The organism is Citrobacter sp. RHBSTW-00671, from assembly GCF_014103415.1.
In the GTDB taxonomy this organism is placed as follows: Bacteria; Pseudomonadota; Gammaproteobacteria; order Enterobacterales; family Enterobacteriaceae; genus Citrobacter.
Genome location: NZ_JABXPR010000001.1, coordinates 4,384,069 through 4,396,616 on the forward strand (window position 1 = coordinate 4,384,069; position 12,548 = coordinate 4,396,616).

A 12,548-nucleotide genomic window follows, 5' to 3' on the forward strand; every position below is an offset into this window, starting at 1 on the left:
CGGATGAGGCGAAGCCGCCATCCGGCAACGCCTTACTCCTCTATCGCCTGGCGGATTTGCTGTAACGATGTCGGATCGTCAATGGTGGTCAGATCGCCAGGATCGCGGCCTTCGCAGATCGCCTGGATCGTACGCCTGAGCATTTTTCCGGAGCGTGTTTTCGGCAGTTGTGACACAAACCAGACATGTGCCGGACGGCCAAAGTTACCAATCTGGCTGTCCACCAGCGCCATGATCGCCTTCTCTTCAGAATGCGCAATGTCGCGGTCTTCCAGACTGTCACTCTGCTTTGGAATGACAAACGCGACGGCCACCTGCCCTTTTAGCGCATCTTTCACCCCCACTACCGCTACCTCAGCAACGTTCGGATAGCTGGAGATACTCTCTTCTATCTCACGCGTGCCCAGCCGGTGTCCGGCGACGTTGATCACGTCATCCGTACGTCCCAGAATGAAGTAGTACCCGTCGTCGTCACGAATGCCCCAGTCAAAGGTGGCGTACACCTGGCGGGAGAACAGCGACCAGTAGGTATTCACAAAGCGTTCGTCATCGCCCCAGATGGTCTGAATACAACCCGGCGGCAGCGGCCCTTCAATCACCAGCATCCCCTTCTCATTTGCAGCACAAGGTTCGCCAGTCACTTCATTGAGCAGTTGCACGTTGTAGCCGTACATCGGCACGCCAGGACTGCCCAGGCGCGACGGTCGATCGTCCAGCCCGCGGGCAATCGCCATAATCGGCCAGCCAGATTCGGTCTGCCAGTAGTTGTCGATAACCGGAACACCCAGCGTTTGGGTTACCCAGCTTGCCGTCGGTTCATCCAGCGGCTCGCCGGCCAGATACAGCACCTCCAGCGAGGAGAGATCGTGATTACGGATCTGCGCGGTCGGAAATTTCTTCAGCACACGGATGGCGGTCGGTGCCGAGAACATCCGGCTGACCTGGTATTTTTCAACGATTTTCCACCACACGCCGCAGTCCGGCCAGGTTGGCAACCCTTCGTATACCACTGTCGCCATCCCCGCCAGCAACGGGGCATAGACGATGTACGAGTGTCCCACCACCCAGCCGATATCCGACGCGCAGAAGAAAACGCCGCCCGCTTTGCCACCAAAAATGGTGTCCATCGAGGTGGCCAGCGCTACCGCATAACCGCCCACATCACGCTGCACGCCCTTGGGTTTACCGGTTGTACCGGACGTATAGAGAATGCAGGAGGTTTCATTCGATTCCAGCCAGACCACCGGCACGCGTGCACCGAGATGCTGTTGGCGCAGCGCGGCAAAGTCGAGGTCGCGTCCTTCAGCCCACGCCATTTTCGCCAGGCCACGATCAACCAGTACCACATGGCGCGGTTGATGCTGAGCCTGCGCAATCGCATCATCGAGCAGCTTTTTATACGGCAGGATCTTGCCGCCGCGCGCCCCGGCATCCGCCGATACGATGACCTTTGGCTGGGCATCGTCAATGCGCGCCGCCACGCTATGCGAGGCAAATCCGCCAAATACCACGGAATGGATCGCCCCAATCCGCGCACAGGCCAGCAGCGTAATGTGCGCCTCGGCGATCATCGGCATATAAACCAGCACCCTGTCGCCGCGCTGTACGCCCAGCGACAACAACATCGCCGCCGCGACGTTTACCTCGTCATACAACTGACGAAAGGTAAATGTGCGCTCTTCTTCGGTTTCCGATGAAACCGCGATCAGCGCCAGCGCGTCAGGCTGTTTCCCCAGCCAGCGGTCGATGGCGTTATGGCACAGATTAGTCGTCCCGCCACAAAACCAACGAGCAAACGGTGGATGACGATGATCCAGTACCTGGGCAAACGGCTGCTGCCAGTCAATACGCTGGGCCTGCTCGGCCCAGAACGACTCCGGCTGCGTAATCGAACGTTGATAAAAATCGCTATAAGACATAATGCTCTCCTGTTGAACTTACGCCTTGCCGCACGCAGGTTTAGATAACGAACAAATCAAGGTATTCGTTGACTGGCATCTGCTCCAGGCTTGCTCTGTTCAGGGAGACATCCAGAATGCGCTGCTGCTGACGGGTCGGGAACTGACGCGCCAGGTTGATTTTGAATTTTTCGACCAGTTTCGGCATCCCGTCATGACGACGACGCGCATGGCCGATGGGGTACTCCACCACCACTTCTTCAAAACGTGATCCATCGGTAAACTCCACGGTGATGGCGTTTGCGATGGCGCGTTTTTCCGGGTCATGATAGTCCGCGGTAAAGGTTGGGTCTTCGAAGCAATTGATCTTCTCGCGCAGCGCATCAATGCGTTTGTCCTGCGCCACGCCGTCTTCGTAATCCGCTGCGGTTAAGCGTCCGAACAGCAGTGGGATAGCCACCATGTACTGAATGCAGTGGTCACGATCCGCCGGGTTATTCAGTGGACCTTTTTTATCGATGATACGAATACAGGCTTCGTGCGTACGAATGGTCACTTTTTCGATATCCGCCGCCGTTTTACCCGCCGCCTGCAGTTGTTCATACAGCGTCATCGCCGCTTCAACCGCTGTTTGTGAGTGGAACTCGGCCGGGAAGGAGATTTTAAACAACACGTTTTCCATCACGTATGAGCCGTACGGACGCTGGAAGCGGAACGATTCCCCTTTGAAGGAAACATCATAAAAGCCCCAGGTTTTTGCCGTCAGCGCAGACGGGTAGCCCATCTCGCCGGTTTTCGCCATCAGCGCCAGACGCACTGCGCGTGAAGTGGCATCGCCAGCAGCCCAGGATTTACGTGTGCCGGTATTCGGGGCATGGCGATAGGTGCGCAGCGACTGTCCGTCGACCCACGCCAGCGATACCGCATTAAGGATCTCATCGCGGGTCAATCCGAGCATTTCGGCAACAACGGCGGTCGAGGCGACTTTCACCAGCAGGACGTGGTCAAGTCCAACGCGGTTAAAGGAGTTTTCCAGCGCGATACAGCCCTGAATTTCGTGGGCTTTAATCATGCCGGTCAGCACTTTTTTCATGGTTAACGGCGCTTTTCCCGCCACCACCGCATTGCGTGACAACCAGTCAGCCGTCGCCAGAATACCGCCGAGGTTATCGGAAGGATGGCCCCATTCAGCGGCCAGCCAGGTGTCGTTGAAGTCCAGCCAACGGATCATCGCGCCGATGTTAAATGCCGCCTGAACGGGATCGAGCTGGAACTGGGTGCCAGGTACGCGCACACCGTTCGGGACGACAGTACCCGGTACGACCGGCCCCAGCAGTTTTTTACAGGCCGGATATTCCAGCGCTTCCAGGCCACAGCCGAGGGTATCAAGCAGGCAATAATGTGCAGTGTCATACGCCACCTTTGAGGTGATCTCGTAATTCATAACGTAGTCAACGATATCAACAATTTCACGGTCAAATTCAGGGCGGACGTTCGAAATATGTGCAGACATAGGGTACATTTCCTGTTTTTTTATCTTTAGCGGTTTGGCATTAGCAACGTTTTTCAATTGCAACGAATTCGCGATCTTCCGGGCCAACATAATTGGCGGAAGGACGGATAATTTTGTTGTCCTGACGCTGTTCGATAATGTGCGCCGCCCAGCCAGTAACGCGGGCGATGACAAACAGCGGGGTGAACATTTCGGTGGGGACGCCCATCATGTTGTAGGAGACCGCCGAGAACCAGTCGAGATTCGGGAACATCTTTTTGGTATCCCACATTACGGCTTCCAGACGGTCGGCGATGTTGTACATTTTCAGCGAACCGCCTTCCTGAGAGAGCTGTTTCGCCACGCGCTTAATCACCTGATGACGCGGGTCGGCAATGGTGTACACCGGATGTCCAAAGCCAATCACCACTTCTTTGTTTTCCACACGTTTGCGGATATCCGCTTCGGCTTCATCCGGCGTTTCATAGCGCTGCTGGATTTCCAGCGATACCTCGTTGGCTCCGCCGTGTTTCGGGCCGCGCAGTGCGCCAATCGCGCCGATAATCGCGGAATACATGTCTGAGCCAGTACCGGCGATCACTCTGCCGGTAAAGGTGGAGGCGTTAAATTCGTGCTCGGCGTACAGCACCAGCGAAATATGCATGGCTTTTTCCCAGCTTTGCGAGGGTTTTTCGCCATGCAGCAGATGCAGGAAGTGGCCGCCAATCGAATCATCGTCAGTTTCCGGCTGAATGCGCTCGCCGTTATGGCTGTAGTGATACCAGTACAGAAGGATTGAACTGAGCGACGCCAGCAGCTTGTCGGCAATATCGCGCGCGCCGGAAACGGTATGCCCCTCTTTTTCCGGCAACGTACAACCTAACGCGGAGACGCCGGTGCGCATGACGTCCATTGGGTGTGATGCTGCCGGCAGTGCTTCCAGCACGGTACGCACGTTAGCGGGTAAGCCACGCAGCGCTTTTAATTTGCTCTTGTAGGCGTTGAGCTCATCGCGGGTAGGCAATTTTCCGTGGATCAGCAGGTGCGCAACCTCTTCAAATTCACACTGCTGCGCCAGGTCGAGAATATCGTAGCCACGATAGTGTAAATCGTTACCGCTTTTACCAACGGTACACAACGCAGTATTTCCGGCGGGGACGCCGGACAGCGCGACGGATTTTTTCGGCTTAATGACATGGGTACTGTTTTGCAGGATCGTTGTGTCGCTCATGTTGTCCTCGTTATTTTTTATATATAGGGTATTGAGGGTATGCATCGCGTAGTACGTTGTAGGCCGGATAAACGTAGTGCCATCCGGCATTGCCTGATGGCGGCTGCGCCTTATCAGGCCTACGGCTTCGTGGTGTACAGCGCGTCGAGTTTCTCTTCGAACTGGTAGTAGTTGATGCTTTCGTACAGCTCGTTGCGCGTCTGCATAATGTCGATCACGCTCTTTTGCGTACCTTCCTGACGCAGCACGTTATATACCCGTTCAGCGGCACGGTTCATGGCACGGAAAGCAGACAGCGGATAGAGCGCCATCGCAACATTTGCACTGCGCAGCTCATCGGTGGTGAACAGCGGTGTCGCACCAAATTCGGTAATGTTAGCGAGGATCGGCACCTGCACCGCGTCAGCAAACTGACGGTACATAGACAGCTCGGTGATCGCTTCCGGGAACAGCATGTCAGCGCCCGCTTCGACATACGCCTGCGCCCGATCGATAGCCGCCTCTAACCCTTCCACCGCCAGCGCATCGGTACGCGCCATGATGACAAAGTTGGGATCGGTACGCGCATCCACGGCGGCGCGGATCCTGTCGACCATCTCTTCTTTCGAGACGATCGCCTTGTTCGGGCGATGACCGCAGCGCTTAGCGCCGATCTGATCTTCAATGTGCAGTGCAGCAGCACCGGCTTTGGCAATCGACTTCACGGTTCGCGCCACGTTAAATGCCGACGATCCAAACCCGATATCGGCGTCCACCAGCAGCGGCAGCGGGCAAACGTCGGTGATACGGCGGATATCGGTCAGCACATCATCCAGCGTAGAGATACCGAGATCGGGCAATCCCAATGAGCCGGCCGCCACGCCGCCGCCTGACAGGTAAATGGCCTGGTATCCGGCGCGTTGGGCCAGGAGCGCATGGTTGGCGTTAATGGTGCCCACGATTTGTAATGGATTTTCTTTGGTGAGCGCAGCGCGGAACGCCTGCCCTGGGGAGTGTAGAGACATATCCCATCCTCTTGTTATCAACTTGTTATCGTTCGTTGATTAACCTAAAGCAAGGGGTATGCCAAAGACCTGAACTTTGGCTAAAATTCTATTTTTTATTTTTAAAACAAAGAATTACATTTAACACCTGCATTTTTTATGTACAAAAGCGTGTCAGCTATCGTTTCATGAAACCGAGATGAACGTTTCATTGCAACATTTATGAAACACAACTAAACCCAATATTCGGTTCCTTACTTTTTGGGTTGCTTATGGCTGATACGCATCTTCCGCCGCGGGTGAATGACGACAAACCGGTTATCTGGACGGTCTCCGTTACGCGTCTGTTTGAACTGTTCCGCGACATCAGCCTCGAGTTCGACCACCTGGCGACCATCACCCCTATCCAGCTCGGTTTTGAAAAAGCGGTCACCTATATCCGCAAGAAGCTGGCGAGCGAGCGTTGTGATGCGATCATTGCGGCGGGCTCCAACGGTGCCTATCTGAAAAGTCGCTTATCAATTCCGGTGATCCTGATTAAACCCAGCGGCTTCGATGTGCTACAAGCATTAGCGAAAGCGGGAAAACTCACATCATCGATTGGCGTCATTACCTATCAGGAAACCATTCCTGCACTTCTCGCCTTTCAAAAGACCTTCAATTTACAGCTTGAACAGCGTAGCTATATCACCGAAGAAGATGCCCGAGGACAAATCAACGAGCTGAAGGCCAACGGCACGCAGGCAGTAGTCGGGGCGGGACTCATTACCGATCTGGCGGAAGAAGCCGGTATGACCGGCATCTTTATCTATTCAGCGGCTACCGTGCGCCAGGCCTTTGTCGATGCGCTGGATATGACGCGCCTGACGCTGCGGCGAAACGGTCAATACGCTTCTGGCGATACGCTGCGCACCCGCTATGCACTGGGAGATATGCGCGGTCATTCTGCTCAGATGGAACAGGTGCGGCACACCATAATGCTCTACGCCCGTTCCCGCGCACCGGTGTTGATTCAGGGCGAAACGGGTACGGGGAAAGAGCTGGCGGCGCAGGCCATTCATCGTGAATATTTCACCCGTCAGGAGAATCGACGCGGTAAACCCTCACCACCGTTTGTTGCCGTCAACTGCGGGGCAATCACCGAATCCTTACTGGAAGCGGAGTTGTTCGGCTATGAGGATGGTGCTTTTACCGGCTCACGGCGGGGCGGACGCGCGGGTCTGTTTGAAATCGCCCACGGCGGAACGCTGTTTCTTGATGAGATAGGTGAAATGCCGTTACCGCTACAAACCCGACTGCTGCGCGTACTGGAAGAAAAAGAGGTCACCCGGGTCGGTGGACATCAACCCATTCCGGTAGAGGTACGGGTGATTAGCGCCACGCACTGCAACCTGGAACAAGAGATGAAACAAGGCGAGTTTCGTACCGATCTGTTTTATCGCCTGAGCATTTTACGCCTTAAACTCCCCCCGCTACGCGAACGGCTACCCGATATTTTACCGCTGGCGGAAGGCTTTTTAAAACAGTCACTGGCGGAATTAGATGTGCCGTTTTCTGAGCCGGTGCGCAAAGGACTGGGGCTCAGCCAACATATGCTGCTGAATTACGGCTGGCCGGGGAATATTCGTGAGCTGCGCAATATGATGGAGCGTCTGGCATTATTTTTAAGCGTCGAGCCGCAACCAGAACTTAACGTCCATTTCTTGCTGCAATTATTGCCAGAGCTGGCGATTGTCGCCGAAATACCCCAGATATCATCATCTCTGACGCCACAACAGGTGCTGGCGCAATTCAACGGTGATAAAACCGCAGCGGCACGATATCTCGGTATCAGCCGAACCACGTTTTGGCGCAGATTAAAAGAATAACCCGCCAGTACAGAGGCTGGCGGGTATTTTATCTTTCAATGCAGCGCGTTATTTTTTCTTGTAAATATTAGCTGTGCCATGGATTTTGTTATCCGTTTGGCCGGAGGTTAATACCACCACATCAGCGCCTTTCTCTTCAGCTTTCTTCAGCAGCTCTTCTTTAGCATCTGCGACAGAAACTTCATTACTCGTTGAAATATCACCGATTTTTGTGTACTGCGACTCAACCTTTTCAAACTCAAGTTTTGTCATAAATTCCGCAGCATAGGCGTTGGAAAAAACGAAAGCTAACGCACCAATAAGTACTTTATATCCAGTTTTCATATCAAAGCTCCAGGTTTTGTTATATATGCCATCATCGACCCCTGAACATCCATCGTGCGAGTCAAGGATGATTAATAAGTAGTTCAGCCTGATTAAAAGATCCAGAGCCAACGGAAATATAAAGAAATCTTGCGCTATCGCCACAACAGGCGATCCAGCGCTGCCGCGTTATCCGACGAATTCGGTGCCACAAATAGCGTTAATGCTGACATTGAGAAATTAACTGCGTTTGATGGCGCACTGTGAGTGAATACTCAGAATATTGATTGCGCTAAAACTATAGTAGGTGCAGATTCGTAAATGACCTGCGGGTAAACATTCATTTTCTCACTGATGGAATCGTTGTCTATGGAACCTCTGCACGCCGTCGTGCTCACCGTTAGCCTGTTTGTGTTAACCTTTTTCAACCCCGGCGCAAACCTGTTCGTGGTGGTGCAAACCAGCCTGGCGTCGGGACGACGCGCGGGTGTGATGACCGGTCTGGGCGTTGCCTTAGGCGATGCGTTCTACTCCGGGCTTGGCCTGTTTGGTATGGCGACGCTTATCACCCAATGTGAAGAGATATTCTCACTGATAAAAATCGTCGGCGGTGCCTACTTACTGTGGTTTGCCTGGAACAGCATACGCCATCAGGCCACACCGCAAATGCCCACGTTACAGCAGCCGATCTCCGCCCCCTGGTACGTATTCTTTCGTCGCGGTCTGTTAACGGATTTATCCAATCCGCAAACCGTACTGTTTTTTATTAGTATTTTCTCGGTCACCTTAAGCGCAGAAACCCCGACCTGGGCCAGGCTGATGGCATGGGCAGGCATTGTACTTTCTTCTGTTATCTGGCGTATTTTTCTCAGCCAGGCGTTTTCTCTTCCTGCGGTGCGTCGTGCGTATGGGCGCATTCAGCGCGTTGCCAGCCGGGTGATTGGCGCCATTATCGGCGTCTTCGCCTTAAGGCTGATTTATGAAGGTATTCGCCATCGTTAATGCGTAAAGAGAGTTTCACTTGACCATCGTGACGTAATTGTCCGTAATACCGCCTGAATTTTTCAATCACATTTTGAGTGGCTGTGAGATGGAACAGGTTGATCCCGTAAACGACACATTACTCCTTACAGAATGGCGGGCGCTAATACGCCAGACATCCCCTGACGTTCATACGATCCTCACAGGGTTAAGCGACGATGAGATCCGCCATTTAGTGACCGTTTTTTATGACTACATGCTCTCTCACGCGGAGAGCGCGTTGTTTCTGAATACCGAGCAGGTCAGTACGCGCCTGAGCGGCAGTATGTTTGACTGGTTGCGCAGCGTGCTCGGCAGCGCATATGAAGACCTCCCGCTCTTGCTGGCAAAACAGCGTGAAATAGGTGTGGTACACGCCCGTATCGGCCTGCCTATCGATCTGGTTAACCGCGGGGCGCGTAAGCTAAAAGAAGAGCTGTATCAGTTGCTGAAAAGTAAGGCAGACTACTCTGTCAGCCTGTTGAGCGAGGCTATCTGTTTCAGCAGTCTGGCGATGGACACTGCGCTGGAGGCCATGACCGTTTCCTACTCTCCGAGCTATCAAAACTCGCTGCACACGCAAGAGCAGTATCGGCTGCAGACCATTTACGACGACGTCAACGTCGAGCGCGAACGGCAGATCCGTTCGTTTACCGATTGGGAAAATCAGTTTATCTACAACATTGCGACCGGATTACCGTCCGGTGATCTGGTGTTCCTGGCAGACTCTGATTTTGGTATGTGGTTCTCCCATAAGGGAAAACACATTCTTGGCAACAGTAATCTGCTGGCAGAAATGGAATCCGTGATCGCGGAAATCGATAACCGCCTGACACAAACACTCTCGAATCAGCATCAGCCTGGCGAAACCGAACGGATGAGCCTATTGCAGGATGTCCGGCAGCTCTCGGCCAAAATCCATTTCCTCCTCGCCTCAATGTTTGAAGCGCTGGTCAAACAGGAAAACGGTAAAGATTCGCTGACCCAGCTGCTTAATCGCCGCTTTATTCCGACGATTATGCGCCGTGAAATCTCGCTGGCGTTACATTCACGAAAACCCTTTACCCTGGCAATGCTGGACATTGATTATTTTAAGCAGATCAACGACAGCTACGGACATAACACTGGCGATATGACGCTGAAAAACGTCGCGGCCGTTATTTATGAGCACATCCGCAGCAGCGATTACGTATTCCGCTATGGTGGTGAAGAGTTTATGATCCTGCTGGTCGAATCAGACGAATCGCAGGCCTCGATTATTCTGGAAACACTGCGCAAGAAAATTGCCGAGCTGCATATCGCCGCGTCCGTGACTGAATCCTTCTCTATTACCGTCAGTATCGGCGTTGCCGAATATGACTATCACCCTGACTACAAACAACTGGTTGATAAAGCCGATCGCGCGCTCTATCTGGCGAAAAGCCATGGCCGTAACCGCGTAGAAACGTACCGGGAATGACTGTCGTCCCCCACAGATAAATAAATACCCCGTTCAGGGTATTTATCTGACCTGTGATAAATATCGTGCTGTTATTTTTATACATGCCCATTAGCGTGATAAAAATGGCAGCCGATTAATAAGATGCAAATCAAATACACTATATCTTTATAGCGGTAGCATATCCCGGTGATGAGTCTTCCTGAATGCAGGGGGAAATATGAGGGATAATAAAAGATCATGAACGGGAAGAAAAAAACGCGCTGGCAGCGCCGCCCTGGTACCGTCGGAGGGAAACTGCCGTGGAATGACTGGCGCAATGCCAGTAGCTGGAGAAAAGCCACCCAGTTTCTCCTGTTGGCCATCAATATCTATATTGGCGTGACGTTCTGGTATTGGGTTCGCTATTTCGAAACAGCCGGTACCAGCGTTTATATCCCAAGGCCCGGCGGTATTGAGGGATGGCTTCCCATTGCCGGTCTGATGAATATCAGATACACACTGGAAACCGGCTTTCTTCCCCCCATTCACGCCGCTTCCATGCTGCTGCTGGTTGCCTTTATCCTGATGAGTCTGCTGTTAAAAAAAGCGTTCTGCTCGTGGTTGTGCCCGGTGGGTACGCTGTCTGAGCTGATAGGTAATCTGGGCAAAAAAATAGTGGGTCGCAACTTTACCCTGCCGCGCTGGCTGGATCTCCCCTTGCTGAGCCTGAAATATTTGCTGCTGAGCTTCTTTCTGTATATCGCCCTGTCGATGCCAGCACAGGGGATTCAGTATTTTCTGATGTCAGCCTACGGCATGATTATCGACGTTAAGATGCTCGATTTCTTTCGTAATATCGGCACGACGACGCTCATCGTGGTGGCGGTTATCAGCATCATGAGCCTGTTTATTCGCAATGCGTGGTGCCGTTATCTGTGCCCTTATGGCGCACTGCTTGGTCTGTTCTCTTTGCTTTCGCCGTTTAAGATCCGCCGCAATGCCGACAGCTGTATCGATTGCGGCAAATGCGCAAAGAACTGCCCGTCGAATATTCCGGTCGATCGCTTAATTCAGGTACGCACCGTTGAGTGCACGGGATGTATGACCTGTGTGGAATCCTGTCCGGTAGCCTCAACGCTAACCCTGTCACTGAAGACACCGCCTGGCGCACAACCAGGGCACGGCGCAGCGCCGAAACCATGGTGGCGGCAAGATAGATTATCAGGGTGGACAATGACGCTACTGCTGCTCGGTATTCTGTTTGCCGCCATAGGCTATGCGGTGTATGCCAACGTCTGGCAGTCACCGGTGCCGGATCATATGTATTTCCAGCTGATCCCGAAGGCCAGAATGATCGGCCATTAATGGTTTGATCTGTCTGCCTTTATGCCGGGTAGTGACGACACCCTACCCGGCCTGCATATCGGGTATCACCGGTTTATTTCTTCGCCCCGGATTTACCAATGCCCCGGTACAGTTCGTTAATCCGCTTCACGGATTTAATGGATCGCTGCGGCGCGGTAGACGCGACAGACAGCACTATCATTTCCAGACACACCAGTACCGTACCGTGGAGCGGCATTTTCCCATTCTCGCCGCCGCGTGGCACGTTAATCACCACATCCGCTTCTTTACTAAAACGGGAGTCCAGCGCGTTCGTCAGTAAAATAACCGGGACACCCAACCGCCTGGCCTCGCGAATGGTCGTCAGCCCTTCCCGGTGCGGTGATTTCTGCGCCATCATGATCAGCACATCTCCCCGCTGCAATGCGATCAGTTGCTCCGCGAGGTTAATCCCGGTGCGATTAAACGCTACCGCAGGCAGGCCAATACGGCTGAGCAGACGCGCGGTATAATCCGCCAACACGCCGGATGCGCCAATGCCAAAAATCCCCACCTGACGGGCTTCCACCACTAGCGCCACCGCCTGCGCGATTGCATAGCGGTTTTGCGGAGTGGAAAGGGCTTCACAGGTGCGCTGATGCCCCTGCAAGACAAAATCAATGCTGGAGTTCACATCGCAAGAGAGCGTATTCACCGTGGTGGTCATCTTCTCTTCTGAGGTCACGCCAGGGCCAAACCAGTGCTCAATGGTCTGCTTTAAATCGCGCAACCCGGCAAACCCCAGCGCCTGAATTGCCCTGACCACCGTCGCGTCAGAGGTTTGAGTGGCGGCAGCGATTTCTATCGCCGTAAACTCCAGCACTACTTCGCGGTTTTCGTTGATATAACGCGCCACGGCCTGCATACGTGGCGAGAGTAAATGCGCCCTGGCGCGAAAACGGTCACCATAGACATCAATACGATTTTTGGCTTTTTTCGCCGTCAGCATG

At 53.4% G+C, this 12,548-nt stretch carries 10 protein-coding genes; 4 read left to right on the forward strand and 6 right to left on the reverse strand.

Annotated features, from left to right (window positions below):
• Positions 1-32: 32 nt before the first annotated feature.
• The 4 genes from prpE to prpB all read right to left on the reverse strand — a co-directional run bounded on the left by prpE (position 33) and on the right by prpB (position 5,625).
• Positions 33-1,919 carry a propionate--CoA ligase gene (prpE, locus tag HV261_RS21070; RefSeq protein ID WP_202039364.1) on the reverse strand — a complete coding sequence of 629 codons (1,887 nt, stop codon included), beginning with the start codon at positions 1,917-1,919 and terminating at the stop codon, positions 33-35.
• A gap of 40 nt (positions 1,920-1,959) precedes the next feature.
• On the reverse strand, positions 1,960-3,411 hold the full coding sequence (locus HV261_RS21075; protein ID WP_202039365.1) for a bifunctional 2-methylcitrate dehydratase/aconitate hydratase: 1,452 nt from the start codon (positions 3,409-3,411) through the stop codon (positions 1,960-1,962).
• A gap of 40 nt (positions 3,412-3,451) precedes the next feature.
• Complete coding sequence (gene prpC, locus HV261_RS21080) at positions 3,452-4,621, reverse strand: bifunctional 2-methylcitrate synthase/citrate synthase (RefSeq protein ID WP_202039366.1); 1,170 nt, start codon at positions 4,619-4,621, stop codon at positions 3,452-3,454.
• A gap of 119 nt (positions 4,622-4,740) precedes the next feature.
• Complete coding sequence (gene prpB / locus HV261_RS21085) at positions 4,741-5,625, reverse strand: methylisocitrate lyase (protein WP_137384459.1); 885 nt, start codon at positions 5,623-5,625, stop codon at positions 4,741-4,743.
• A 251-nt stretch (positions 5,626-5,876) separates the two neighbouring features.
• Between prpB and prpR the strand changes: the two genes are divergently transcribed.
• A complete protein-coding gene (gene prpR, locus HV261_RS21090) occupies positions 5,877-7,472 on the forward strand; it encodes a propionate catabolism operon regulatory protein PrpR (RefSeq protein ID WP_202039367.1) in 1,596 nt (531 codons plus the stop codon).
• 48 nt (positions 7,473-7,520) lie between these two features.
• Here prpR and yahO read toward each other — a convergent pair whose 3' ends face one another.
• Positions 7,521-7,796, reverse strand: coding sequence for a DUF1471 family periplasmic protein YahO (yahO, locus tag HV261_RS21095; protein WP_202039738.1), 276 nt, complete (start codon positions 7,794-7,796; stop codon positions 7,521-7,523).
• 348 nt (positions 7,797-8,144) lie between these two features.
• Here yahO and HV261_RS21100 point away from each other — a divergent pair, with 348 nt between their 5' ends.
• The 3 genes from HV261_RS21100 (at position 8,145) to HV261_RS21110 (ending at position 11,580) form a co-directional block, all read left to right on the forward strand.
• A complete protein-coding gene (locus tag HV261_RS21100; protein WP_137384458.1) occupies positions 8,145-8,777 on the forward strand; it encodes a LysE family transporter in 633 nt (210 codons plus the stop codon).
• An 88-nt stretch (positions 8,778-8,865) separates the two neighbouring features.
• On the forward strand, positions 8,866-10,254 hold the full coding sequence (locus HV261_RS21105) for a diguanylate cyclase (protein WP_202039368.1): 1,389 nt from the start codon (positions 8,866-8,868) through the stop codon (positions 10,252-10,254).
• Positions 10,255-10,473: 219 nt separating this feature from the next.
• The gene (locus HV261_RS21110; RefSeq protein ID WP_202039369.1) at positions 10,474-11,580 is read left to right on the forward strand and encodes a 4Fe-4S binding protein; all 1,107 of its coding nucleotides are present in this window, start codon (positions 10,474-10,476) and stop codon (positions 11,578-11,580) included.
• Positions 11,581-11,653: 73 nt separating this feature from the next.
• Here the strand turns inward: HV261_RS21110 and HV261_RS21115 are convergent, their stop codons facing one another.
• Positions 11,654-12,547 carry a MurR/RpiR family transcriptional regulator gene (locus tag HV261_RS21115; RefSeq protein ID WP_202039370.1) on the reverse strand — a complete coding sequence of 298 codons (894 nt, stop codon included), beginning with the start codon at positions 12,545-12,547 and terminating at the stop codon, positions 11,654-11,656.
• Position 12,548 lies beyond the last annotated feature (1 nt).